This is a genomic window from Actinoallomurus acaciae, from assembly GCF_042429965.1.
In the GTDB taxonomy this organism is placed as follows: Bacteria; Actinomycetota; Actinomycetes; order Streptosporangiales; family Streptosporangiaceae; genus Actinoallomurus; species Actinoallomurus acaciae.
In genome coordinates, this window is record NZ_JBHLZP010000064.1 from 1 (window position 1) to 24,734 (window position 24,734).

Consider the following 24,734-nt stretch of genomic DNA (forward strand, 5'->3'; position numbering starts at 1 on the left):
CGCGGCGACGGCGCCGCGTCCTGCTCGCCCCGGCCGCGGTGGCCGGGATCGCGGGGGGCACGGCGGTCGTGCTCGCCGTGGGCATGGGAGGCAGCGGCCCACGGCACTCACCGCCCACGCCGGTGCGGCTGGACGCGACGTCGGTGTTCCTGGCAGCCGCCGACCAGGCGGAACGGCAGCCCATGGGCGAGTACTGGTACACCGATCAGATCCAGGGCCAGTCCTACATCGTCAAGGACGGTTACGCGATCGTCGGCGCGCACAGCGAGACCTTCGAGTGGACCGCGGTCAAGGCCGGCGGCGGCAATGTGTTCTACGGCCGTGACCTGCCCGCGAGGCCGGCGACCAAGGAGGATCGGGCCGCCTGGCGCAAGGCGGGGTCACCCTCTTCCTTCCGCGTCTGGTCCAACGACCATCACGAGACGTACACCACACGCGCCGGCTCGTGGCAGGAGGACCCGTCCGGCGACGGGACGGGCGGCCGTTTCTTCGTGCAGGGGTCCGGCCGGGAACTGACGGTGAAGGAGATCCTCAAGCTCCCCACCGACCCGGCGACTCTGGCGGCTCGGTTCCTCACCCTCAACCCCCCCGGGCGCCCCGGCCGGCGCCAGGCGGTGCCGCCGCTCAGCAACGCGTACAAGCTCAACAAGGCGGCCGAGTTGTTCGAGAGCGCGCCGCTGCCGCCGAAGGTCCGGGCCGGGCTGATGCGCGCCCTCGTGACTCAGCCCGACGTGCGGGCGATCGGGCTGGCGACCGATCCGCTCGGCCGTCAGGGCATCGCGGTCGCCGTCGACCAGCCCTCCTGGGGCTGGAGCCCCGGTCCGGACGGGAAGCTCGTGCGAAAGGAGCTCGGTTACGCCGAGCGGGAGGAACTCATCTTCGACCGTGGGACCGGGGCCCTGCTGGCCGAGCAGGCGGTGCTGGTGAAGCCGGGAGGCGAGTACCGTACCCGCAAGCCCGGCTTCGTGATCAACTACTGGTTGACCCGGGCTTCGAACTGGACGGACGACAAGCCGTCCCCGCCGAAGAAACTTCCCCTCTTCCACTGACCGGGGGAGCCCGCGCTCAGCGGCGACGGGAGATGTAGTGCATGCCGGCGCCGCTCTGCAGGGCCTTGGCCAGCACCTTCGCGGGCAGCGTGTGGGTGCCGCCGGTGGGGCGCCAGGGGTCGAAGACGGTGATCATCCCGGTGTTCTGGTCATAGCCGTACGCGAGGATCGCGTGCCCGATCCACTGGCCCCTGAGGTGACCCTGGTTCCAGGGCAGCCTCTCCATCCACACCTGCATGATCGGTGCCCGGCGCAGGGTGCCGACGTCGTAGGAGACCCGCTGCATGAGGATCTGGGGACGCCCGACGACATCGGCGACGATCCGGTCGTCGTACCGCCTCGGGTGCAGGTAGCCGTCCATGACCTCGGCGGCGCTGTCGCCGCCGGTGCCGCGGATCGTGGTCTTCATCTTCTTGGCGAGCGCGTCCTGGCTGACCTTGATCCCGAACGTCGACAGGCTCATCGCCGTGGACGCCGGGACGCAGTAGTAGTTCGTGGTCTGGAACTGCGCGTGGAGGGCCAGCCGGTATGCGCGGGGCATCGCCGGGAGTGCCGCCGTGGCGGACGTGGCGTTCGTCACGGCGGTCCGGGCCGCCGTCGTGGCGTGGGCGGGCGGGGCCGATGTCCCCACCAGCAGGGCGGCGACGGCGAGACCCACCGCCGGCCGCCGGCCGGGCGCGTTCTTCACTTGCGACCCCCAGACATCACAGGGCCCGGTCGGGCCGTGCTGCAAGACGGTTCAAGCGAATGCCGCTATATGCGCATGTAACGCGTTGTAGAACTCTATTTACTCATATAGCCGTCTGTCGGTGCTCGGCCGGAGTACCGGTTGGGGCGGCCGGGGGTTCGCGTGAAAGCCGAGGAGTGCTCCGCCGGAGTACCGGTGTAAGCCATACCGATCACCGGAAGGTGACCTCGATGACAGAGCCCCCCGCGTGAGGGCCGGGTCGCAGACGCCGCCCAAGGTCGTCGAACCGGACCTGCCGCAGGCCGCGTTCGCCGCCCTGTACGACCAGCACTTCCACGACATCTATCGCTACGTCGCCGGACGGCTGGGCCGGCACGTGGCGGACGACATCGCCGCCGACACCTTTCTCATCGCCCTGCGGAGACGGGAGAGCTTCGACGCGTCACGCGGCGACGTACGGCCGTGGCTGTTCGGCATCGCCACCAGGCTCGTCGCCGAACATCGGCGGAAGGAGACGCGCCACTACCGCGCGCTCGGCCGTCTCCGGCGGGACGAGGCGGCCGAGGGCCACGAAGGTCAGGTGGTGGACTGGGTGACCGCCCAGAGCCTCCAGCCGCGACTGGCCCGGCCCGTACACGCCGCCGTCTGTGGGGAGGCCTCGCCGTGGTCGGGGCCGCCACCGCGGTCGCGGTGGCGATCGGCCTGACCGGCGGGGGCACGCCGGCCACCAAGAGGCCCCAGGAGGTCCGGTCGATGACCGCCCGGCAGATCCTGCTGACCGCGGCGGAGAAGGCCGGGGCCACTCCCGTCGGCCGGTACTGGCACGTCCACTCGATCCGCAGCGAGGGCCATCACATCGACCGCGGCGATTACATGATCTTCGGTACGCGGATCGAGGTGGAGCAGTGGAGCGCGCGGAGTGACAAGGAGACGGACATCATCCGCGTGCGGACCGCCGGAGCCACGCCGCAGACCCCGGCCGACCGCGCGGCGTGGAGGCGTGCGGGGTCCCCGGCGACCTGGACGGTGCTCTCCGCCGTCGGAGGTGTCAGGCAGTCCGCCAGGTCACAGCCCTGGAGGCTGTCCCGATACACACCGGCGGACAAGCGGGAGCAGAGGCAGGCCGAAGCGCGCGAGGCCGTCCCGTGCGCCGGGCGTGGGGCGTGCCCGCCGATGCCACCGACCGGCAAGGAGCGGGAGGCCATGGCCGATGACCCGCAGGCGCTCAAGAAATACCTGCTCGCGGACGCCATGAACGGTGGGTCGAGCTCCCTGCTGACCGCGGCCGGGCACTTCCTGCCGGCCCCCTCCTCGCCGCAGCTGCGGTCCGCGGTGTTCCGCGTGCTCGCCGGTGTCCCCGGTGTCCGCAGCCTCGGCACAGCACGGGACTCAACGGGGCGTCCCGCGATCGTCCTGGCCGGGCGGATGACGCAGAGCGAGAACGTCTACGACAACGAGCTGCTGCTCGACCCGGTGACGTACGTGCCGCTCGAAACCCGGCTCATCCTCGTGAAGGGCAACGGCGGCAAGCGGGTTCGGCCCACGCCGGGCAAGCCGCCGCTCCCGAGCGTGGACACGACGGGGATGAAGCCGGGTGCCATCGCCCACAGCGAGATCTACCTGACCATGGGCTGGACGAACACCACGTACGGCGGCTGACCCCCGCTTCCCTCGGTCCCCGGGAAGTGTCTGCGCGGAACCGATCTGACCTGTCGCTTTCGGTGCCGTACGTCCGGTTCAAGGTTCTGGGGGCTGGCGCATAAGCTACTGATCGGTAGTATGCGGATCGTTGTCCGTGGCTGTCAGTCGCCGGCCATACGCTGACTGCACAGCGCCGCAACCAGGCCGTACCGGAAGGACGGAAACGTGGTTATCAGGTTGATCATCGGGCTCGCGGCCACCGTGGTGGCGCTGGCGCTCGCCGTGCGGCGGGTCCGGTTCCTCTACCGCGTGGCGATGAGCGGCCAGCCCGCGCCCGACCGGCTGGCGTCGGCCAAGGACAACGTCGGCGACGAGGTCAAGGGCCAGGTCGTGGAGGTCCTCGGGCAGCGCAAACTGCTCAAGTGGACCGTGCCCGGGCTCGCCCACTTCTTCGTGATGTGGGCGTTCATCATCCTGATCACCGTCTACATCGAGGCGTACGGCGCGCTGCTCACCGGCCTCGACTTCCACATCCCCGTCGTCGGCAGGTGGGACGCGCTCGGCTTCCTGCAGGACTTCATCGCCGTCGCCGCCTTCCTCGGCCTGGTGGTCTTCACCGTCATCCGGCTGAAGAACTCCCCGAAGCGCCTCGACCGCAGGTCGCGGTTCAAGGGCTCCCACCTGGGCGGCGCCTGGCTCGTCCTGTTCATGATCTTCAACGTCGTGTGGACGATGTTCCTGTTCCGCGGCGCGGGCGTCGCCACGGGCAACTTCCCGTACGGCGACGGCGCCTTCATGTCCCACCTGGTGGGCAGCGCGCTCAAGCCGGCCGGTCACAACGTCAACGAGGCGCTGGAGTCGGTCGGCCTGCTGTTGCACATCGGCGTCATGCTGATCTTCCTGATCATCGTGCTGAACTCCAAGCACCTGCACATCTTCCTGGCGCCGCTCAACGTCATGTTCAAGCGCCGTCCCGACGCGCTCGGCCCGGTGCCGCCGATGATGAGCGACGGCAAGCCGATCGACTTCGAAGAGGCCGACCCCGACGAGGACACCTTCGGCCGCGGCAAGATCGAGGACTTCACCTGGAAGGGCTTCCTCGACTTCGCCTCCTGCACCGAGTGCGGCCGGTGCCAGTCGCAGTGCCCCGCGTGGAACACCGGCAAGCCGCTGTCGCCCAAGACGCTCATCATGGACCTGCGCGACCACGCCCTGGCCAAGGCGCCGTACATCCTCGCCGCCGAGGACGAGCGCGACAACCTGCCCGAGGACGTGCTCAAGGAGGCCGGCCGCCCGCTCGTCGGCGACGCCGAGTCCATGGGCGTCATCGACCCCGACGTGCTGTGGTCCTGCACCAACTGCGGCGCCTGCGTCGAGCAGTGCCCGGTGGACATCGAGCACATCGACCACATCGTCGACATGCGCCGCTACCAGGTCATGATCGAGTCGAGCTTCCCGTCGGAGGCCGGCGTCATGCTGAAGAACCTGGAGAACAAGGGCAACCCGTGGGGCATGTCCGAGATGAAGCGCGCCGAGTGGATCGAGGAGCTCGCCTTCGAGGTGCCGATGGTCGAGGACAAGCTGCCCGAGGACACCGAATACCTGTTCTGGGTCGGCTGCGCGGGCGCCCTGGAGGACCGGGCGAAGAAGACCACCAAGGCCGTCGCGGAGCTGCTGCACATCGCGGGTGTGAAGTTCGCCGTCCTCGGCCTGATGGAGGCCTGCACCGGCGACCCGGCCAGGCGGCTCGGCATGGAGTTCATCTTCCAGATGCTCGCCCAGCAGAACATCGAGACCCTCAACGACGCCGGCGTCAAGAAGATCGTCGCCACCTGCCCGCACTGCTTCAACACGCTGTCCAACGAGTACCCGCAGCTCGGCGGCACGTACGAGGTCGTGCACCACACCCAGCTGCTGTCCCACCTGGTGGAGACCGGCAGGCTCACCCCGGTCACGCCGGTCGAGGAGAAGATCACCTACCACGACCCGTGCTTCCTGGGCCGGCACAACAAGGTCTACTCCCAGCCCCGCGACATCATGGCCAAGGTCCCGGGCGTCCAGACCCAGGAGATGCACCGCTGCAAGGACCGCGGCTTCTGCTGCGGCGCCGGCGGCGCCCGCATGTGGATGGAAGAGCGCATCGGCAAGCGCATCAACACCGAACGCGTCGACGAGGCCCTGGAGACCGACCCGGACACCGTGTCCACGGCCTGCCCGTTCTGCCTGGTGATGCTCGGCGACGCGATCAACGAGAAGAAGTCCTCGGGCGGCGCGAAGGACTCCCTCGAGGTGGTCGACGTGTCCCAGCTGCTGATCCGCTCCATCAAGGGCGAGCCGGAGCCCGCGGCGGCGGAGTAACGACGCCGGAGCCCGGCCGCCGACCTCGGCGACCGGGCCCCGCCGCTACCGGTAACCCCGTTTGAGCAGATACTTGGCTCCCGCCTCGAAACCCTCGGGGCTGAGCAGCTCGAAGCCGAAGGCGTCGGCGAGCCGGTCGGTGGTGTTGAAGGCCGTGCAGACCGCGAGCGCGTCCCGGACCTGCTCGGGCGAGACACCGGCGGCCAGCACCTCCCGCATGTCCCCGGTGCCGACCCTTCCCTCCCGGGTCAGCCTGCCGAGCATCCGCAGCGTTGCCCGCAGCGGCTCGGCGACGGGAGCCGACTCCAGGTCGGCCAGCACCGCCGCGACCAGCGACCCATCCTGGTACGCCCGGCTCGCGGTCGCGGTGTGCGCGCCGACGCAGAACGCGGACTCGTTCACCTGGGACACGTAGGCCGCCATCAGCTCCCGGTCACCCACCGACCAGGCGGACGGCCCGCGCATCGCCTCGTGGATGAACTCCTTGGCCCGGTCGCCGTAGAAGTCGGGCCGGTAGAAGACCAGCTTGGCGGCGTCCGGTACCGGGTGCCCGGAGAACAGCCGGATGAGCGCGAACAGCAGCTTGGTTCCGGGGCGGTAGCCGTGGTCGAGGATGTCAAGTCGCATGATCCGGTCTCCCCTCGGCGGTCGCTTCGGCCAGGGCCACCAGCCCGGCGTCGTACAGCCGGGCGGACCGGCCGACCGCGGCGCACACCACCAGCTCGAAGAGCTGGTCCTCGGTGCAGCCCGAGGCCTTCGCCGCGGCCAGGTCGGCCTCGGTGACCTGCGCCGGGCTGTCGGCGACCTTGCCGATCAGCGCGTCCAACGGCGGGGAGAGGCCGCCGCCCGCGAAGGCCCGCGCTCGCTGCTCCGCGGACGCCCTGCCCGCCCCGTTCAGCACGCGATCCACCAGGGCTCGGTACGCTGCTCGCTTCCTGTCCTCATCCGGCACGGCGCCCTCCACGTCTTTCGCTCCTATGGACTAGACGATGAGCACCCGGTCGAATGTGACATGGAGCCCTAGTCGGAGTTCTGCCAGACCAGGACGCCGGGGCCGTCGGCGGTGAGGACCGGAACCCACGCCTCGTCCAGGTCGCCGAGCCGGCTCGCGTCCAGCTCCAGCGTTCGCGGACCACGGCCGTCCACACCCTCCGGCTCGGCGGCCGACTCCCAGAAGACGACCTTCGCCACCGCACCGCGGAGCCGTCGCACATCGTCCTCCGGCCAGGACCGCCCCTCCGCACCGGCTCCTCGAAGATGACGTTCGAAGAACGTACGGAGCTCGGCCAGCGCCGGGTCGCTTCGCACCGGAACCAGATACCCCTCGACGTGACCCGACCGGGTCGCCGTCCCGCCGTACTGCTGCTCGTAGCAGATCCCCGTGGAAGCGCGGACGATGACGTACAGCCAGTCCCGCCCCTGCGTCCCGTCCGGGTCGAGGAAGACGTACCGCCGCGCCTCCATCGCTCCGGTCATCCTCGAACTCCTCGTCCGAGACGACGGCATTCGGTTCGTGAACCCTTCCGCATCCGGTCACCGTACGGGTGGGGGCCGGCGGTCGTTCACTCTTTTCCACGTGGGAAGGCCACGAGTTCGAAGGCGGATGAGGGTGTCAGCCCCAGCCGGTCCGAATTGACCTGCCCGGGTCCGGACACTTCAGGTGGGCAGAGGAAGTTTCGTGTTCGCCGGGAAAGGCGTCATTTGCTCCGCTAAATTTGCTGGTCGGTACGCGGGGGGCTGCCGATACGCAGGAGGAATCGTGCGCCTTTCCGTGATCATCACCAGTCTCGCGATGCTCGCGGTCGCCGCCACCGGATGCGGGTCGTCGAAGCCGGACGACGCGAAGGCCGCGGACATCCCCCGACCGACGCCCACACCGCGGAAGGTCGTCGTGGTGGTCGATCACAAGAAGACCGCCGAGACCATGACCACGGCCGGGACCGTACGCGCGGTGCTCGCCCAGGTGGGCGTGCAGCTCGGCCCGCACGACCTGGTGACCCCGCCCGCCGACGCGGCACCGGCCGCGACCGTCAAGGTCCTCCACCTGCTGTCCGACCCCGTGACCAAGGTCATCAAGATCCCGGCGCCGATCGTGCGGAAGAAGAGCAGCAAGGTCCCCGCGTACAGCCAGAAGGTGATGCGGAAGGGCCGCACGGGCCTCAAGCAGGTACAGGTCGCGTACGTCAAGCGACACGGCAAGAAGGTCAAGGCCGTCATCGCCCAGAAGATCAAACGCAAGCCGGTGTCACAGATCGTCGCCGTCGGGCCGCAGCCGACGGGCGCCGGCTCCGCCGCCCGGCTCAACTGGAGCGCCCTGGCGAAGTGCGAGTCGGGCGGCAACCCCCGCGCGGTCAACCCGTCCGGCTACTACGGGCTGTACCAGTTCAACCAGCAGTCGTGGGCGACCGTCGGCGGCTCGGGCCTCCCGAGCCAGGCCTCCGCGGCCGAGCAGACCTACCGCGCCCAGCTCCTGTACAACAGGGTGGGCGGCCGCTGGCAGGGCCAGTGGCCGAGCTGCGGTCACTACCTCTTCAGCTGAGTCAGGCCTCCGCGTCTCGCGCCGCGTACGACCTGAAGCGCATTCGCGGTCGTTCCTCCGGCTGATCCACAGTGGCCGCGCGACGGACGCCCGACCACACCCGGGAACGGTTCACTCGGGAGCATGACCGGACCGGGCGCGCTCGGTCTCGGAGGCCATCCGCACCACGGGTTCGGAGCGCATTCTCCGCTTCACGCTCGACGACTCCACGGCGCTCAAGGCCTGTCGCCGCGCCGCCGCCTCCCGTACGCCGGCGACGCTGACCGCCTCGTGGTGGCCCGAGGGGCAGGAGTCCAAGACCGATACCCTCTGCGCGAGCGACTGGCACGTCCTGAAGGAGGGCCCCACGGTCTACGCCTTTCGCCCCGAAATTCATTCTCAGCCGTGATCGTGCACATCGGAGGCGTGGTCGGGCGACGCGCCTTGCGATCGGGACCCGCCGCTCCCCGCGTCAGGCGACCAGCGGGCCGTCCAGGATCGGCAGCGCCGCCGTGGCGGCCCAGAGGTTGTACCAGTCGCAGCGGTGCTCGACCGGTGCGGACAGGTCACCGTTCAAGTACGTCGCGAAGTGTCCGCGGGGGTGCGGGCGGTCCGGCAGGGTGTCTCCTGACGAGCCACAGGCCCGTCAGGACGGCGCCGGCCGCGGTGACGATGCCTGCCGCGAGGAACGCCGTGTCGAGCCCGGTCTCGAAGGTGGCACCGCGGGTCTGCCGGGTGCGGACGATCGCACCGAGCACCGCGACTCCCAGGATGGCGCCGATCTGCCGGGCGGTGCTGCTGACGCCGGACGCCAGGCCGCCGTCCTGCGGGTCGACCGAGGACACGGTCGCGCCGGTCAGCGGTGACATCGCCAGGCCGAAGCCGACGCCGACGATGGTCAGCCGCCACCACACGGTGCCGTACCCGGTGGCGTGATGGACCGCGGACAGCGTCAGGAGCCCGGTCGCCGCGAGGGCCAGTCCGGCGGTGACGACGGCCCGGAAGCCGAATCGGGCGGCGATGCGACCGGCGTACGGGCCGGTGATCACCATGGCCAGCGAACACGGCAGGGTCTGGACACCGGCCCACAGCACCGAACGTCCTTGAACGAAGACGAAGAATTGGGAGAAGAAGAACGCCGAGCCCATCAGGCTGAACCCGACCACCACCATGGCGGTGTTGGATACGACGAACAGCCGCTGACGGAACAGCCGGAGCGGCAGCATCGGTGTCGCCACGCGCGCCTCGACGGCGACGAACAGCGCGAGCAGCACGGCGGCCGCGGCGAAACCGCCGAGGATCATCGGTGAGGTCCACCCGTGGTCGCCCGCCGCGATGAGGCCGAAGGTCAGCGCGCCGACGCCGAGGATCGACAGTGCCTGCCCGGCGAGGTCGAACCTGGGCGCCGCCGGGTTGCGAGACTCGCTCAGCACTCGCCGGCCGGCCAGCAGCGATATCACTCCGATCGGCACATTGACCAGGAAGATGCTGGGCCAGCCGAACGTGTCGGTGAGGATGCCGCCCGCCACCGGGCCGGCGGCCATTCCGACGCCGCTCAGGCCCGCCCACAGCCCGATGGCCTTCACCCGTTCCTGCGGTTGCGGGTACGCCGAGGCCAGCAAGGCGAGGGACGCGGGACTCAGCGCCGCGGCCCCGACGCCTTGCAGGACGCGCGCGGCGACCAGCCAGCCGAGCGTCGGGGCGACACTGCACAACAGCGAAGCCAGCGTGAACACCGCCACGCCGGTCAGGAAGACGCGCTTGCGACCGACACGGTCGGCGAGCACACCACCGGCCAACAGCAGCATCGCGACCACGAGCACGTAGGCGTCCACGATCCACTGCAGACCGGTCAAGGTGGTGCGCAAGCTGACCTGCATGGTGGGTAGTGCCGCACCGACGATGGTGTTGTCGAGCAGCACCATGAACTGACCGACGCAGGTCAGCGCCAGCAACATGACTCTGTTGGACCGAACGCTCTCGGACACGGGCGATCCCCTCCTTCGCGACCGTGGCGGGTGGTGGAACGGGGACGCTAACGATTGACATCGATGTCACCTCAAACCCGGAAGAACCACGGCGTCGCTACCGTTGCGAGGGACAGGCGGATCGGGAAGCGGGGAGGCCGCGATGCGGATCGGTGAGCTGTCGCGGCGGTCCGGAGCGAGTCCGCGTTCGATCAGGTACTACGAATCGGCGGGGCTGCTGTCGTCCCGACGCGACAGCCGCGGGTATCGCGACTTCGACGCGAGCGCGGTCGCCCAGATCGCGAAGATCAAACTGTTGTTGCGGGTCGGACTGGACATCACCGACATCGTCGTGATGCTGCCGAGCGCGGACACGTCCGAGGTCGTGTACTGCGCGCGCGCCCAAGAGCGCATCGATGAGCAGATAGGCCGCATCGAGCGCCAGCAGACACTGCTGAGCGAAGCCAGATCGCTGCTACTGGAACTGCAACGCGTCGGACAGGTCACCGCGACGGTCGTGCCGCCCACCGATCCGATCCGAACGGTCAGCGGCAACAGGACCGCCGGCATCCGCTGACCGCCTCCTTGAAGGAGTCAAGCCGTACGCCGTTGTCCGCGTGGATCGCCTCGCCGGGTGAAGGCGGGGTACCCGGGCAGGGGACCGACATCCCATCCTTCGGCCACCTCGCGCAGCAGCAGGCGCATCGTCTCCGCGATGGCCGGAAGCTCCTCCACCGTGCTCGCCAGCATCCAGCGGTGCCTCAGGACCTGACGCCTCGTCGGGACCGGCCGCCTGGTCCGGTGCAACGGCCCGTCCTCGCCTATGCGAGGCAACAGCCGCGCCGTCGAGGTCGCCGTCCACGCCGCGACGGCCTGTCGCATCCCGGCGTGCCACACCGTGTCATCGGCCAACGCCGGGTACGCCTCGACGACCTCACTGCGATAGAGCTGCTCGATCTCCTCCGCCAGCCCGGCCGGCAGGCTGAAGACGCACCAGCAACTAGAGAACGGCATCCGGCAGTACGCGGCCGTCAGGAACACCGACTGATAACCGGCGGCCTCGAAATCGATCAGTCGCAGGCCCGTCGGAGTGAGCAAGCCGTTGTCGGGGCAGGTGTCACCTGGGGTGAAGGCCGGATACTCCCCGGCTGCCCGCCCGATCAGTGCCAGCTCTTCGGCCAATCCCGGCGGCACGGCGAGTCCGGCCCCGGCGAGTGCCGCCGGCAGCGCCTCGGCATTCCGCGCGACCCACGACTCGTCCTCCGGCGACGCCATGCCCGTGTCGTATCGGGCCCACAGCCGCGACAGTTCGGCGCGCCGGTGCACCGACTCCGCGGCCAGTCGTCCGAGACCTCGGGCCCACGCCGACAGCCCCTGCGCGGCGACCTCCGGATCGTCGCCGAGCAGCGCGTCCGCCAGCGTCGGCACGTCCCCGAGATCCTCCATCACGAACAACGGGAACCCGGCGTCCACGCCGAGCAGCTTCGGACCGGCCAGCCCCAGCGATAATCCGGCCGCCTCCGCGGTGAACGCACGCAGCGCCTCTGGATCGGTGGTGCTGAAGGCCTTGACGATGACGCTGCCGCCCGTGGCGGGCCTGCAACGCAACACGACACTGCGTGCACTGCCCCCGAGGTCGACCGGGTCGGTCAACTCGGCACCCGTCACCGCACCGGCGGCGCGCAGAATCGCGTCCATGCCCGCATCCTGCCACTGACGATCCAGTTGCCCATCGGCCCGGCAGGGCACACGCCGCATGCAACGCCGCCACGCCGTTCGGCAGCCGCACCGTCAGCGAGCCAAGGAGACCTTCTTACTTCTCAGATCGGTAAGCCCATGTACGCAGGCGCACGCTCCGGCCGTTGGGGCGTTCGCGGACGACGGGTTCTTCGTCGGTGAGGTGGAATCCCGTGGTCCGGGCGACGGCTTCGCTGGCCGTGTTCCCGGGGTCGATGCGCAGAATCACCCGGTCGAACGCCAGCGTGTCATGGGCGTACCGAGTCAAGAGTTCGACGGCCCGCGCGGCCAAACGCCGGCGTCTGTACTCGGCTCCGATTCCGTACGCGATTTCTGCCGCGTGTCTGCCGCCCTCTTCCCGGTGGATCAGCAGGACCTCGCCCATCGCCGCGTGTCCGTCCGTGGTGACCGCAAGTTGGACGACACGGCCGGCGTCGCGTTGTTCCCGCGCCCTGGACAAGTACGCCTGTGCGGCCGACAGATCGAACGGAGAGGCCAAAGGCGTCCACTGGTAGAACTGCGGATCGTCGAAAAGCCCGACCATCACCGGCAGGTCATCGTCGGCCCACTCTCGCAGGTGAAGACCCAACCCTGTGAGCCGGATATCGGACGGGAAGGCTTCCTCTGCGGCTGGCGGAAGTCGTCATCGATAACGCCGCGTTTGATCGGCCCAGGATCGTTCGGCTCTGGCCGCCGTCGGGGCTGGGCCACGGCGCCTGGCTATCGGTGTGCCGTGCTCTCGGGTTCGGCCGTGCGGCGGAGGCCGTCGAGCATGGTTTCGAAGATCGGCTCCAGATGGTCCGGGGGGCCGTTGATCTTCGCGATGGCGATGATGATGTCGAAGATCTGTTCAAGGGTGAGATCGTCGCGGATCTCGCGGGCTTCCTGCGCCGCGGACAGCAGTGGTCTGCCGGCCTCTATCGCCCGCGCGCGGTGGCTTCGGATGTCGTCGCGGTCGGTGTGCTCCAGGAGTTCGGCCACGATGAGGCGCTTGTTGGGGATGAAGGCGAACTGCAGGCGCAGCCACGCGATCAAGGCGGCGCCTGGCGTCTGTCCGTCTTCAACCCGGGCGGCGGCGCACAGTTCGTCGACCTCGTCGGCGTAGAGGGCTTCCAGGAGTTCCTGCCGCCCGGGAAAGTTGCGGTAGAGGGTGGCCATTCCGACACCGGAGCGTCGTGCGATCTCCGCCATCGAGATTTCCGCGGCGGGATCGGCGAAGGCGGCCCGCGCAGCGGTGAGGATCTTTTCGCGGTTGCGCTCGGCGGCCGCCCGCCGGTTCGGGAAAGAGGTCTTGCCCGACGCCATCGTCCTCCTCCAGTGCCGTGGCGCCTCGTACCACGCCGGGCCCTCGGCGGTCTTGCCCTCGCCGGGGCCGTCCGTCTCTGCCGTCCCCGAAAGGACACCCTATCCGGCACCGCCGAGGCATTGCCGGATAGCTTATCCGGCAATGCTCTACACTTGCCGGACAGGCTATCCGACATCGAGTGGAGGCACTCCAGATGCCGTACGAACAATCGCCGTCCAAAGGTGTGGCCACGTCCTCCCCACGTCATGTGCCGCAGGAGGTCGCCAGGCCGGGAGTGGGTCTGGCGGCCGTCGCCGCGATCGCGTGCGTCGCGCAGTTCATGGTGGTGCTCGACTCGAGCATCGTGAACGTCGCCCTGCCGTCGATGAAGTCCGGGCTCGGCCTGTCCGTCGATGCGCAGCAGTGGGTCGTCAACGGTTACCTCGTCGCCTTCGGCGGTCTGCTGCTCCTCGCCTCACGCGCCGGCGACATCTTCGGCCGCCGCCGCGTCTTCCAGATCGGACTGGTCGTCTTCTCCGCCGCCAGTCTGTTCGGCGGTCTTGCCCAGGAGGGCTGGATGCTGCTGGCGGCACGCCTGATTCAGGGAGCCGGTGCTGCCGCGCTCGCCCCCTCCAGCCTCAGCCTGATCACCGCCAGTCACATCGAGCCCGCCCAGCGCACACGGGCGATGACGTGGTGGGGAGTCGCGGCCTCCAGCGCGGGAGCCGCCGGCATCGTGCTCGGCGGCCTGCTCGCCTCGGTGAGCTGGCGCTGGGTGATGCTGGTCAACGTCCCCATCGGCGCCGGCCTGCTCATCTCCAGCCTCGTCTGCCTCGCGCCCTCCGGCACCTCGAAGGGCCGTGCCCGTACCGACGTCCCCGGCGCGATCACGGTCACTCTTGCCGCCGCCGCGATCGTCTACGGCGTCTCGGCCGCCCCCGACGACGGCTGGGGCTCGGGTCGGGTCCTCACCGCCCTCGTCGCCGGCGTCGCGCTGCTCGCCGCGTTCGTGGTCATCGAACGCCGCACCGACGAACCGCTGATCCCGCTGGAGATCTTCTCGATTCACAACGTCCGGATGGGCAACCTCCTCACCCTGTGCATGGGCGTCGCGATCACCGCACCGCCGTTCTTCGTTTCGCTCTATCTCCAGCAGGTACTGGGCGAAAGCGCGCTGCGCGCCGGGCTGTCGCTGCTGCCGATGACATCCGTGATCAGCATCGGCGTCCTCGCCTCGCAGAAGCTGATTCCCACCGTCGGCCCGCGCCCTCTGGTCTTGGCCGGAGGCCTGGTCGCGGCGGTCGGGCTGGCATGGCTCGGCCGGCTGCCGACCCATTCCGGCTACGTCGGCCACGTGCTGCTTCCCACCCTGATCGTGGGGGCCGGTACGAGCGTGATGATGATGCCGGCGATCGTCGCGGCCACCGCCGGTGTCGACCCGCGCAACGCCGGCGTCGCCTCCGGCCTGATCAACACATGCCGCCAGCTCGGCGCGGCGCTCGGTCTGGCCGCTCTGGTCACCGTCGCCGCCAGTGTCACCGGCCACAGCCGGGACAGCGGCTCTACGGCGATCGTCGACGGCTACCGCGTCGCCTTCTACGTCGTCGCCGCGGTCAGCGTCGTCACCGCCGCCCTGGCGCCGTTGTTGTCCCGGCCCCGGCAACAGCCGACGTCGGCTGAGTAAGGCGGCGTGGCCCAGCAGTGCAGGTCGGGTTCGGGAGGTGACAGTATCTCGATCACCTGCGGCCACAGCTCCGGCCGTACCGGGAACCCCTCGTCATCGCCTCCCGGGCGAGGCTCGGGTGTGTTCCCGTCGCGTATCAGCGGAGGGCGTCGTACTCGGGCGGTGGGTCGACCAGCTCTGGGTGCTCCACGGTGTAGTCGTCTCCGTGGATCGCGAGCATCGCCCAGTGCCATGAATGGTCGTGGAAGATGAGTCCGCGAAACGGCGCATCGCTCGCCTCGTAGGGATAGCGCTTCAGCGCCGCGTTCGCGGCCTCGACCGGCGTGAGGCCGCCGTACCGTTGCAGCACCCACGCGAAGCTCCGGCGCTCGCCGTGCAGATACTCGACGTATTCGTCTTCGGTCCAGTCGTCGGCCACGCCTCACTGTAGGGCGGTGCTTAATCCCCCACTCAGTTCAACTGCGGCGGCCGTCCTGAGTTCTGCGCGGGAGGCGGAAATGAGGGACGATTCCCTCTGTGTCATCTGGCGAGCGCGTTACGAGGTCGAGTCTGGGCGTCCGGGTTTTCCCGATCTTGTCTCCACGGCCTTTGCCTGCTGTGCCGGAGCGAGTCTGGTCGCACGAGGAGTGGGAACGCATCTGTCTCGGCCGGCAGGCGCCTGACATGGACGAGAAGTGGGACATCTTCGTCGAAGGCGGCAAGCTGTTCATGCACCGAAGCTGGACCGGGTACGGCATCTATGAGGTGTCCTTCGTCGGCGCCGACGGTGGCGTTCGCATCGCTGAGGGTGTCGTCGAGTCCGACGAGAGTCGCTATCGCTCTCGCTCCGACGAATTCGACTGTGTGATGGTCGAACTGCTGATCCGCTCGCTCCTTCTCGGCGAGGCCGCCACCGAACTGCGGACGAGGTTGTGGCCCCGATCCCGGTGAAGCCGCTCTTGAGTGCATCCGATCGGCCGGCATGAGGAAGGCCGTCTGCGCCGTCACCGCCACCCGATCCCGTACGACCACCGCACGCGACGACCTCCCACCCGCCGATCCCGCTCACTATCGCTGCGTCGGTCCAGACCCTAGCTCCCGGCGAGGACGCCGCCTCCGTCAACAGTGAGTACGGTTCCGGTGACGAAGTGGTTCTCCATCAGGTACAGGTGTGCCGCGGCGATCTGGTCCGCTTCCCCGATCGACTTGGTGAGCGTCCGGTCGGCGAGGGTCGCGAACAGCGCCGTACGCTGCGCCTCCGGAACCGGGTCCCACAGCGGCGTCCGAACTGCTCCCGGCCGGACCGCGTTGACGCGGATCGGGGCGAGCTCGGCGGCCAACCCTCGCGTCAGGCCCTCTGTCGCGGCGGCGGCGCCGGCCGCGAGCGCCGCACCGGGTGCGGGGCGAACAGCGACGGTCCCGGACGTCAGCACGATCGAGCCTCCCGGTCGGACGCGTCGCGCCGCGTGCTTGACCGCGGCGACGGCTCCCCAGAAGCGGACCTCGAACAGCTCCCGGGCGGCGTCGAGCGGCAGGTCTGCCAGCGGCTGCGGGCGCACCGTGTCACCGGCCGTGTAGACCACATGGTCGAGCTCGCCGACGCGGGCGAACAGGGCCGCGACGTCAGCCTCGTCGCGGGTGTCGACGACGGAGCTGTCACAGGTGTCCGGCAGCTCCGCGAGTGCGGCCTTCAGACGTCCCTGGTCGCTCGACGCGATCGTGACCGCCGCCCCGGCCGCCGCTGCGGCGCGGGCCGTGGCCAGCCCCATTCCTGAACTGCCGCCGATGATGACGACGCGCTGGCCTGAAAGAGCCATGGCGCTACTCCTATGCTCGAACGGTGACGACTCACTGAGTCATCACCATAGCAGCGACGATGACTCAGTGAGTCATCACCGTTATGATGATGGTCATGCCGCGATGGGACCCATGCGCCGAAGACCGGCTCCGCGAGGCAGCGCTGGAGCTGTTCCTCGAGCACGGGTACGAGAACGTCACCGTCGCGCAGATCACCGGGCGGGCCGGGCTGACCCGGCGCTCGTTCTCCCGTTACTTCACCGACAAGCGGGACGTGCTGTTCGCCGGATCAGAACGACTTCCGGCCGTTCTCGCCCACTCCGTCCGTCACGCCGACGACACCCTCTCGTCCTTCGAGGCCCTCCTGGCCGCTCTCGTGGACGTCGCCGGCGGGCTGGCCGACCAGGCCCCGCTCGCCGTGCAACGGCGCGCGGTCGTCCGGGCCAGCCCGGAGCTACAGGAACGGGGACGGACCAAGTTCGCCGCCGTGACCGACGCGGTGGCGGACGCGTTGCGGGACCGAGGCACCCCGGAATCGGAGGCGACGCTGCTCGCGCAGGTCGGTGTCGCCATCTTCCGCACCGCGTTCGAGCGCTGGATCGACCGGCCGAACGACGCCGGCCTTCCGGCCCGCATCCGGGAGGCGGCCGCCGAACTCGCCGCCAGCCTGGACGCGGTGGATTTCGCTGCGCTGCCCCACCCCTGACGACCGCGCAGGGATGAGTGCTGCTCGCTTACCGTGCACCACGGCGTCACCTGGGCTGCCACCAGGGGGCGCAACAGTAGAACCGCGGAAATGTTCCCGTACCGCACGGTCGTCGGCCAGGTCGACGCGTTCTCTCCCTGGCTTCTTTGGATCAGAGGCGTCGGCAGGGTTCTGCGTCGGGAACTCTTCGGTCACTGCTCTGCGACGCCTGCGCACCCGGTAGTGCAGTTCCTGCCGGTTGCCTGCCTGACCTGCACCTGAACCGGTCGGAGAGCCCCGTCGGAGGCGTTTGTTCTATCGGGCGTCCGAGCGCCTTCTGGCGGGCAGATCTCCGGCGATGGTCCGCTGGCGATCCGTCTCACGGCCGAGCACGATGACCATGTCGTAGAACGTGTCGTAGCCGTACCTCTGCTTGAGTTTGCCCAGTACGCCTTTACGGCTGGCCTCGGTGAGAATGCCCTTGAGGGCGACGTAGGGGACTTCGCGACCGGCAGAGAAGTCGTCATACACGGCTTGGGCGACGTTTCGCAGCTCCGCATATGGGGCGGATTCGCTAAGGACCATGTACGACGCCTCTTTGAGATCCATGCCCTGGAGTCTAGACGGCTCGATCGCCCGACATGAGGCGTTGCGGGGCACGGCGGCGATGACCGGCGGCGTGGAGTTGAAGCGCTTGGGAATTAAATGGATATCGGCCCTTAGCGGCCCTGACCTGCGGCTGCGATGGTCCGTGAGTGACCCCTATTGCCCTCGGTTCGCCCTGGCTAGTTGCGCGCCAGAGGCGTCGCCCGTCTCGGCGGCGGTCCCCTTGGTGAGGCGGTCGCGCCGCCCGGACGGCAAGGGGCCAAGGTCCTCGTATCCAGAGACTGCCGCCTCTGGCGGTAACACGGTGTCAGCCGATGATCTTGACTCTGGTTTTCCGTCTCGGCGAAGGGGGCCTTCGAAGTGTCATCGGCCAGCAGTTCTCCGTTTGAAGATCTTTTTGATCCGCCACCGTCGGGTGCGGTGAGCGAGGACCGGCAGAGCCGGTGGCAGCGTCTGCTGCTGGGGTTGTTCATCCTTGTGCCGTCCCTGGCTCTCGCCGCCGCCGTTCCGGTGGCGTGGGGGTGGGGGCTGGGCTGGCGTGACGTCGTGATCGCGGTGGTCCTGTACGTCATCACCGGGCTCGGCATCACGGTGGGGTACCACCGGCACTTCACGCACGGTTCGTTCAAGGCGGCGCGGCCGTTGCGCATCGCGCTCGCGATCGCCGGCAGTATGGCCATCGAGGGCCCGCCGGTCCGCTGGGTCGCCGACCATCGTAAGCACCATCGGTTCTCCGACCGGGAGGGTGATCCGCACTCGCCCTGGAAGTACGGCGACTCGGGACTGGCGCTGGCCAAGGGATTCTGGCACGCGCACGTCGGTTGGATGTTCGACGTGAACCAGACGCCGCTGCCGCAGTACGCGCCGGACCTGCTCGCCGACCGGGACGTGGCCCGGATCTCCCGCTGGTTTCCCCTGTGGGTCGCCGTGTCCCTGCTGGCCGCCCCGGTCATCGGCGGTGCGGCGACGTGGTCGTGGCAGGGCGCGCTCACCGCGTTCCTGTGGGGGAGTCTCGTACGGGTCGCGCTGCTGCACCACGTGACGTGGTCGGTCAACTCGATCTGCCACCTGTTCGGCAAGCGCCAGTTCGCCTCACGAGACCGGTCGACCAACGTGTGGTGGCTGTCACTGCCCTCGTTCGGGGAGTCGTGGCACAACCTTCACCACGCCGAGCCCACCTCGGCACGACACGGGGTACTGCGCGGGCAGGCGGATCCGAGCGCCTGGATCATCCGGATCCTGGAGCGGCTGGGCTGGGCCGCCGACGTACGCTGGCCCGATCCCACCCGAATCGCCGCCCGCCGCATCCCGACCATGCGAGGACGCGATGACAACTCGGCAATCTCAAGCCGAGAGAGACCCTCTTGAGACAGCGACCCGTGGGGCGGAGCCCCTCACCGCGGGGGTTCCAGGGAGTCGCCCCCTGAGCCGGCAGCCGGTGGACGCCCGGGTGATCGTCCGAAGGTCGCCGAGGGCGCGCTGAGGGCTGCGGGGATCGACGGCCTCGTTGTGGACGAGGAACTTAGCGGTGACCGCTACTGGCACATCGCGGCCTTCACTGTGCTCCTGTTGGAGCCGGGAGCAATCCGCTCAGCGAAGCGACAGATGACCCAGATCGCTACGGACAAGACGGTTGGCACGTCACCCTGACGATAGGTGAGGGCCGTCCGAGCGAGCCCAAGGCGTCCGAGGGCGAGACGCTCTGACTCCCTGGGACCTGCCTTGTATCTGCCCATCATCTGTACGACCGGCAAAAACACGCTGCCAGCTTGGGGCGTCAGCGCCACCGGTTGCCGATCACCTGCGGTACCGCCGGCCCGTGCATTCTCGGCGTTCTCCCCCTTTCGGCGGTTGGTGCGGAAGGGATGATGGGCGGTATGTCGTCGCGTAACCGCCGTCTGCGTTCTGGTCAGTCGTGGCCGGTCACTCTCACCGACCTGATCGAGGGGTTGGGAGAGGGTTACGCTTCGGTGAAACCGCCCTGCTTCGACGAGGGACCAGTTTCGGATGTGGTGCTGGCAGTGTGGTGGGTCCCCTCCCGATCCTTCAACCTCGGTGGCGAGGGCTACCACCCGAGCGCGGTCGGCATCCATGTCCATGTCCATCCGGTCTGTTCGGCTGATCGGGTGGCCGTACGTTCGTCGCTGCGTTCCCAAGGCCTTCAGGAGCTTCGGGACTGGGTGATGCGAGCTCAACGAGCGCCGCAGACCTGGCGCTCGGAGACACACTCCGGCTGCTGGCGATATGACGAGAATGGCATGCGCTTCGAGGGCGATCAGCCGGTGTGATCAGGGTCTTTGAGGTATGCGGTTGCGGTGGTGACGTGGAACTCTGGAGGCAGTGAGAGAAGCCCCCAGCTTTCGGGATCAACACCCCGAAAGCCGCCCTCAGCGTCGCTGACCTGCGGATGCAGCTGCGCATGAGTGACCCCTGCTGACCCCTGGCTAATTGCACGCTAAGTGCACGCCGCGAAGGCCCCGATGTGGGCGTCTAGACCAGCATCCGGGCCCAGGTAGTTGCTAGAGGTCGAGACGGTTGGCGCGTGTGCGGCAGGCGACGGTTGCGAGCGTTGCTATCACTGCTGCTGTCAGGCGACGTGACCGTCGACCTGGCCTGATACCGCTATCCGATCCACGTCACGGGGACGTTCGAGCCACCTGTACGGAGTGAGCTGCGACACGCTAATGTCCAGATGTCCGCCCAGCCGGGAGGGCCTGCTCGACACCCGTACGGCTCCTAATATGAAAGGTCGGGCAGCCACTGCCGTCCGGCTCTGCGACATTCAGTCGAACAACGGAATGGTCATGGCTAAGATCGTTATTGTTCACGGCGTGGGTCAGCAGGTCAGCGGACATATCGACCTTCATGCCAAGTTGTTCCCCTCGCTGCGGCAGGGAATCACCTTCGCGGGAAGCGATATCCAGCCATCCGACGCGGTATTCGCGGACTACGGGATCCTCTACCGGCCGAAGTCCGAAACGCTGGCCCCGGCCCCGTACTACGATGCCGCCGACGTCAGTGACCCATATGAGCTCGCACTTCTTGAGGCATGGTGGACGGGTGCCGCGGCCACGGACAAGGGCGTCTTTCCCCCTGAGGAGGAGGCCCTCGGAAGGACTCCCGGCTGGGTCCAGGATGCCTTGTACGCATTGTGTGAGTCGCGCTTCTTCAGCGGCATCGCGGAACGATTTTTGATCGGTGATCTAAAACAAGTAAAGGCCTACTTCACCGATCCCACCCTCCGGGCACAGATCCGCGACCGTGTCGCGTCCTATGTGGGCGACGACACCAGAGTGGTGATCGGGCACTCGCTGGGATCCGTCATTGCATACGAGATTCTCTGCGCACATCCGCAGTGGCCGGTCACCGACTTTGTCACTCTCGGTTCTCCGCTTGGACTGAGACACCTTGTCTTCGAGCGGCTGGATCCGCCGCCGCGTTCTGTCGACTCGCCGGGCCAACGCATAGGCCGATGGCCAGGGTCGGTGACGAGGTGGACCAACATCGTGGACGAGGGAGACATCGTGTGTCTGGTGGAGAACCTGCGTCCCTTGTTCGGTGAGCGGGTCGGGCACATCCGCCTTCACAACGGTGTCCATGCCCACGACATGCGTCCGTACCTCACGGATCTTCTTACCGGAACGACGATCGCGCGCGCCCTCGACGGCAGCGTCTGAAATGCTGCGCGGGTACGGCTCACCCGCGGCGCAGGCCGCTGAACTCTCGGGGGCGGACGCAGGCGATCCCCGCCTGCGCGGCGACGAGCAGGCGGCCCCGATCGGCGAGGTCCAGGCCGAGCACCGCGCTGCCCACGTCGACGGATGACGCACGTCCTTCGGCGATATCACTGCAATGGATCACTCCGTCGCTGCCGGCCGACACCACGACCGGATTTCCGAAACAGTCGCCGAGCAGCGCCGTGTTGACGGCGCCATCATGTCCGCGGGTCACCACATCGACCTGCTGCCGCGATCCGATGTCCCACAGCTTGACGGTGCCGTCGTCGCCGCCGCTGACAGCGACAGGTCGCCCCTTGATCCTGCCGATGCTCACCGTTGCGACACGTCCGTTGTGTGCCTTGATCGGATCGCCTGCCGCCCTTGCCGACGTGAGGTCCCACAGCCGCAACATGCCGTCTTCGCTCCCGCTTACGGCGAGGGACTCGTCGCCGTCCTGACTGATCGCCACGGACATGATCGGGCCGGCGTGACCGACAAGGGGATCGGCGTAAGGGGAGAACGACGTCAGGTCCCAAAGCCGCAGCGACCCGTCGTCGATGCTGCCGACCGCAGCGAGCAGACGACCTGCGGCGTAGCCCAGTGCCACCGTCATCACCCATCCCGCGTCGTTGGCGAGCGGAGTACCCATGAGCTCGGTGGAGGAGAGGTCCACGACTCTCAGTGTTCCGTCGCTGCCACCACTGACCAGGACCGGCGAGTCGTTCAGTCGTGTTATGGCCAGCGCCATGACCGGGCCTGCGTGCCCGCTGATGGGATCGCCCCACGGATCACCGGAATACAGGTCCCACAGGCGCACGGTTCCGTCGTCGCTTCCGCTGATTACGATCGGACGGTCGTCGAGCTCCGCGCGGGTGATCACGTTCACCCCACCGGTGTGACCATCCAGGGGATCTCCAATCGGAGTTCCCTCCGCGAGGTCCCAGCATCGAACCATGCCGTCATCGCCTGTCGTGACAGCGGCCTCCCGGCCATTGACGCGGCCGAGTGCCACGCCGTTCACCGGTTCCCGATGCCCGGTGAGCGCGGGCCCCGTTTCGGCACGAGAGTCGAAACTCCATCGCCTCGCCGTCCCATCATCGCTCCCGGTCACGATCACGGGACTGCCGTCCGCCCATCCCACCGCTACGCCGTTGACGCGGTCGCCGTGGCCGACCATCGGCTCGCCCATCGGCGTTCCTGAGGCGGAATCCCAGCATCTCACCGTATCGTCGCTGCTGACACTGACGATGACAACGCGATCTTCGAAAGTGCCGAACCGTACCGCGTTGACACCGCCCTCGTGGCCGACAAGGGGCTGACCGATCGCCGCGTTGGCGAGAACGTCCCATCTGCGTACGGTGCCGTCGAAGCCGCCGCTGATGAGGATGAGCCGGTCATCGACCCAGCGCAGGTCGATTCCTGTCACGCGCCCTTCGTGGCCTTTGAACGGTTCGCCGATCGGGGTGCCGCTGTCGGCGTCCCAGAGCCTGACAGTCCCGTCCATGTAGGCGCCAGCGATGACGGTGCGCCGTCCGATCCTCTCGCACGCGACCGACATCACCCATCCGGCATCGCTCCTGATCGATCGTCCTATCTGCCGACCGCCCAGAACGTCCCAGCGCCGTATGGTTCCATCGGAACTCCCTGAGACGGCGAGCAGTCGGTCGGGTGACGGAATGAACGCGACCGACATCACCCAGCCGGTGTGGCCGACGAGGATGTCTCCGGCGGGGAGGCCGCGCTCCACGTCCCAGGAGCGTACGGTGCCATCGTCACCGCAGGTGATGGCGATCATCCGTTCTCGGAAACGGCGAAGGGCCACCGACATGACCGGACCCGCGTGGCCGGTGATACGCCGGTGTGTGGAGGCCGAATACCAGTGAGCCCACGGAATGTCGAAACGAACGGAATAGTGCCGGACAATCGCGTCCGCGAGCCACCGGGCACGGGCCATGCTCGCCGTGACGGCCAGAGCGGTGGCCGCGTCATCCGAAGGCACCGGCCCGAGCCGATGTGCCGTCAGCTGATACACGTGGGAGGCCTGGCGACCGCGCTCACGTTCGGTCATGTGCAGAACGGGGAGCAGGCCATCGGGATCTGCTGCGACCAGGAAGCGGGGGTCGGTCACGAGTTCGTCGAGCCGGCGAGCGGCCGCCGCGTGTTCGGCGAGGTGTCGCAGCGCGTACGGATGAGCCCGGTCCCACTCGCGGTGTCCTTCTCTGTCGCGAGGCACCTGGCCGAGAAAGAATTCGGTGAAGGCATCATCGGCCGCCGCTGGTCCGTTGCTCTCTCGCAGATGCGCAGCCAGAGCAGCATGGTGAAGACGGTAAACGGACCTTCCGCCGTCGAGATCTTCAGAGATGTAGGAGCCTGCGGATTGGAGAAGCCAGACAAGATCAGCGTCGGTGTATCTTTCGCCGCTGAGGAGCGTGGCCAGCGAAGCCCAGACGTCCTCCCATGGGAGACCTTCCCCACGAGCGTAGGCGAGGGGAAGCAGGAGATTGCGCGCTTTCGGCGCATCTGCCTTCAGCCTGACGTCGAGGTCCTCGCGCATGGCGTCGGAGGCGTGCCGCGGGAGTGCGTTCCGCCACTGTGGATCGTCGGCATTGGCCGGGTCGTCGCTGCCCGCCACCATTCGCGCGGTGATCGACGCGACCAAGAACGACCGCCCGGCCGCCTCGGCGATCGCTTCGGCGGTCTTCGCGAGCCGGTCGGGGTCTAGGGCTGCGCCGGCGCCGCCTTCCCGCAACAGCGTCCGCACGTAGTCACGGACCGCTCGCCGGTCCTCGTACTCCACGTCGAGGTCTAGCGTGGTGATGCGGGAACCGAGGTCCCGGAGAAGGTGGCGACGGGTGCCCAAGAGCAGGCGAAGCCCCGTGTTCGTGCAGACGTCCAGGAGCGGTCTGACCAGTTCCGCGATGAGAGTCCTCGGGTCCTCGGCCTCGTCTAGTACTACATAGCTAGATCATGTTGGGGATTTCGCTTCGTGAGTGTTCGGGGCATGCCACCTTGGTGGCATGC

Annotated in this window: 24 protein-coding genes; 12 read left to right on the forward strand and 12 right to left on the reverse strand. The window is 68.3% G+C overall.

Translation table 11 applies throughout. The features are described 5' to 3' along the window. A partial coding sequence (locus ACFFNX_RS11710; protein WP_378199335.1) for a CU044_5270 family protein occupies positions 1–1,049 on the forward strand: 1,049 nt, incomplete at its 5' end. Between the two features lie 16 nt (positions 1,050–1,065). Here the strand turns inward: ACFFNX_RS11710 and ACFFNX_RS11715 are convergent. After that, positions 1,066–1,737: a C39 family peptidase gene (locus ACFFNX_RS11715; RefSeq protein ID WP_378199338.1), complete on the reverse strand. Its 672-nt coding sequence runs from the start codon at positions 1,735–1,737 to the stop codon at positions 1,066–1,068. 247 nt (positions 1,738–1,984) lie between these two features. Between ACFFNX_RS11715 and ACFFNX_RS11720 the strand changes: the two genes are divergently transcribed. From ACFFNX_RS11720 to ACFFNX_RS11730, 3 genes are all read left to right on the forward strand, one after another. After that, the gene (locus ACFFNX_RS11720) at positions 1,985–2,443 is read left to right on the forward strand and encodes an RNA polymerase sigma factor (protein ID WP_378199341.1); all 459 of its coding nucleotides are present in this window, start codon (positions 1,985–1,987) and stop codon (positions 2,441–2,443) included. Then, the gene (locus ACFFNX_RS11725) at positions 2,401–3,396 is read left to right on the forward strand and encodes a hypothetical protein (protein WP_378199344.1); all 996 of its coding nucleotides are present in this window, start codon (positions 2,401–2,403) and stop codon (positions 3,394–3,396) included. Before ACFFNX_RS11720 ends, ACFFNX_RS11725 begins: the two co-directional genes overlap by 43 nt. 207 nt (positions 3,397–3,603) lie before the next feature. After that, positions 3,604–5,736, forward strand: a complete 2,133-nt coding sequence (locus ACFFNX_RS11730) for a (Fe-S)-binding protein (RefSeq protein ID WP_378199346.1) — start codon at positions 3,604–3,606, stop codon at positions 5,734–5,736. A 45-nt stretch (positions 5,737–5,781) separates the two neighbouring features. Here the strand turns inward: ACFFNX_RS11730 and ACFFNX_RS11735 are convergent, their stop codons facing one another. The 3 genes from ACFFNX_RS11735 to ACFFNX_RS11745 all read right to left on the reverse strand — a co-directional run bounded on the left by ACFFNX_RS11735 (position 5,782) and on the right by ACFFNX_RS11745 (position 7,212). After that, complete coding sequence (locus ACFFNX_RS11735; RefSeq protein ID WP_378199349.1) at positions 5,782–6,363, reverse strand: carboxymuconolactone decarboxylase family protein; 582 nt, start codon at positions 6,361–6,363, stop codon at positions 5,782–5,784. Further along, entirely contained in the window at positions 6,353–6,646 is a 294-nt protein-coding gene (locus ACFFNX_RS11740) for a hypothetical protein (protein WP_378199352.1), read from the reverse strand. The genes ACFFNX_RS11735 and ACFFNX_RS11740 overlap by 11 nt, the downstream gene beginning before the upstream one ends. Before the next feature lie 110 nt (positions 6,647–6,756). Beyond that, entirely contained in the window at positions 6,757–7,212 is a 456-nt protein-coding gene (locus ACFFNX_RS11745) for a DUF6210 family protein (protein ID WP_378199354.1), read from the reverse strand. A gap of 283 nt (positions 7,213–7,495) precedes the next feature. Between ACFFNX_RS11745 and ACFFNX_RS11750 the strand changes: the two genes are divergently transcribed. Continuing rightward, a complete protein-coding gene (locus ACFFNX_RS11750; RefSeq protein WP_378199357.1) occupies positions 7,496–8,275 on the forward strand; it encodes a resuscitation-promoting factor in 780 nt (259 codons plus the stop codon). Positions 8,276–8,820: 545 nt separating this feature from the next. Here ACFFNX_RS11750 and ACFFNX_RS11755 read toward each other — a convergent pair. Then, positions 8,821–10,242, reverse strand: a complete 1,422-nt coding sequence (locus ACFFNX_RS11755; RefSeq protein ID WP_378199359.1) for an MFS transporter — start codon at positions 10,240–10,242, stop codon at positions 8,821–8,823. 142 nt (positions 10,243–10,384) lie between these two features. Between ACFFNX_RS11755 and ACFFNX_RS11760 the strand changes: the two genes are divergently transcribed. Continuing rightward, entirely contained in the window at positions 10,385–10,798 is a 414-nt protein-coding gene (locus ACFFNX_RS11760; RefSeq protein ID WP_378199362.1) for a MerR family transcriptional regulator, read from the forward strand. Positions 10,799–10,815: 17 nt separating this feature from the next. On the opposite strand, the gene ACFFNX_RS11765 is transcribed toward ACFFNX_RS11760, so the two are convergent. From ACFFNX_RS11765 to ACFFNX_RS11775, 3 genes are all read right to left on the reverse strand, one after another. Further along, on the reverse strand, positions 10,816–11,919 hold the full coding sequence (locus ACFFNX_RS11765) for a hypothetical protein (protein WP_378199365.1): 1,104 nt from the start codon (positions 11,917–11,919) through the stop codon (positions 10,816–10,818). Positions 11,920–12,034: 115 nt separating this feature from the next. Then, a complete protein-coding gene (locus tag ACFFNX_RS11770) occupies positions 12,035–12,547 on the reverse strand; it encodes a GNAT family N-acetyltransferase (protein WP_378199368.1) in 513 nt (170 codons plus the stop codon). 131 nt (positions 12,548–12,678) lie between these two features. Continuing rightward, on the reverse strand, positions 12,679–13,263 hold the full coding sequence (locus ACFFNX_RS11775) for a TetR/AcrR family transcriptional regulator (RefSeq protein WP_378199371.1): 585 nt from the start codon (positions 13,261–13,263) through the stop codon (positions 12,679–12,681). Between the two features lie 194 nt (positions 13,264–13,457). On the opposite strand from ACFFNX_RS11775, the gene ACFFNX_RS11780 reads away from it, so the two are divergent. Beyond that, the gene (locus ACFFNX_RS11780) at positions 13,458–14,927 is read left to right on the forward strand and encodes an MFS transporter (protein WP_378199374.1); all 1,470 of its coding nucleotides are present in this window, start codon (positions 13,458–13,460) and stop codon (positions 14,925–14,927) included. A gap of 136 nt (positions 14,928–15,063) precedes the next feature. Here the strand turns inward: ACFFNX_RS11780 and ACFFNX_RS11785 are convergent, their stop codons facing one another. Further along, positions 15,064–15,345, reverse strand: a complete 282-nt coding sequence (locus ACFFNX_RS11785) for a hypothetical protein (RefSeq protein WP_378199378.1) — start codon at positions 15,343–15,345, stop codon at positions 15,064–15,066. A gap of 245 nt (positions 15,346–15,590) precedes the next feature. Here ACFFNX_RS11785 and ACFFNX_RS11790 point away from each other — a divergent pair, with 245 nt between their 5' ends. Then, on the forward strand, positions 15,591–15,857 hold the full coding sequence (locus tag ACFFNX_RS11790; protein ID WP_378199381.1) for a hypothetical protein: 267 nt from the start codon (positions 15,591–15,593) through the stop codon (positions 15,855–15,857). 140 nt (positions 15,858–15,997) lie between these two features. Here ACFFNX_RS11790 and ACFFNX_RS11795 read toward each other — a convergent pair whose 3' ends face one another. Continuing rightward, the gene (locus ACFFNX_RS11795) at positions 15,998–16,723 is read right to left on the reverse strand and encodes an SDR family oxidoreductase (protein WP_378199383.1); all 726 of its coding nucleotides are present in this window, start codon (positions 16,721–16,723) and stop codon (positions 15,998–16,000) included. Positions 16,724–16,818: 95 nt separating this feature from the next. On the opposite strand from ACFFNX_RS11795, the gene ACFFNX_RS11800 reads away from it, so the two are divergent. Further along, positions 16,819–17,409, forward strand: coding sequence for a TetR/AcrR family transcriptional regulator (locus ACFFNX_RS11800; protein ID WP_378199386.1), 591 nt, complete (start codon positions 16,819–16,821; stop codon positions 17,407–17,409). 294 nt (positions 17,410–17,703) lie between these two features. On the opposite strand, the gene ACFFNX_RS11805 is transcribed toward ACFFNX_RS11800, so the two are convergent. Next, positions 17,704–17,997, reverse strand: a complete 294-nt coding sequence (locus ACFFNX_RS11805; protein ID WP_378199389.1) for a hypothetical protein — start codon at positions 17,995–17,997, stop codon at positions 17,704–17,706. Positions 17,998–18,414: 417 nt separating this feature from the next. On the opposite strand from ACFFNX_RS11805, the gene ACFFNX_RS11810 reads away from it, so the two are divergent. The 3 genes from ACFFNX_RS11810 (at position 18,415) to ACFFNX_RS11820 (ending at position 21,671) form a co-directional block, all read left to right on the forward strand. Beyond that, positions 18,415–19,362 carry an acyl-CoA desaturase gene (locus ACFFNX_RS11810; RefSeq protein ID WP_378199392.1) on the forward strand — a complete coding sequence of 316 codons (948 nt, stop codon included), beginning with the start codon at positions 18,415–18,417 and terminating at the stop codon, positions 19,360–19,362. A gap of 509 nt (positions 19,363–19,871) precedes the next feature. Continuing rightward, positions 19,872–20,282, forward strand: a complete 411-nt coding sequence (locus ACFFNX_RS11815) for a hypothetical protein (RefSeq protein ID WP_378199395.1) — start codon at positions 19,872–19,874, stop codon at positions 20,280–20,282. Positions 20,283–20,798: 516 nt separating this feature from the next. Further along, positions 20,799–21,671, forward strand: coding sequence for a hypothetical protein (locus tag ACFFNX_RS11820; RefSeq protein ID WP_378199398.1), 873 nt, complete (start codon positions 20,799–20,801; stop codon positions 21,669–21,671). Positions 21,672–21,690: 19 nt separating this feature from the next. On the opposite strand, the gene ACFFNX_RS11825 is transcribed toward ACFFNX_RS11820, so the two are convergent. Beyond that, a complete protein-coding gene (locus tag ACFFNX_RS11825) occupies positions 21,691–24,510 on the reverse strand; it encodes a WD40 repeat domain-containing protein (RefSeq protein ID WP_378199401.1) in 2,820 nt (939 codons plus the stop codon). Between the last annotated feature and the right edge of the window lie 224 nt (positions 24,511–24,734).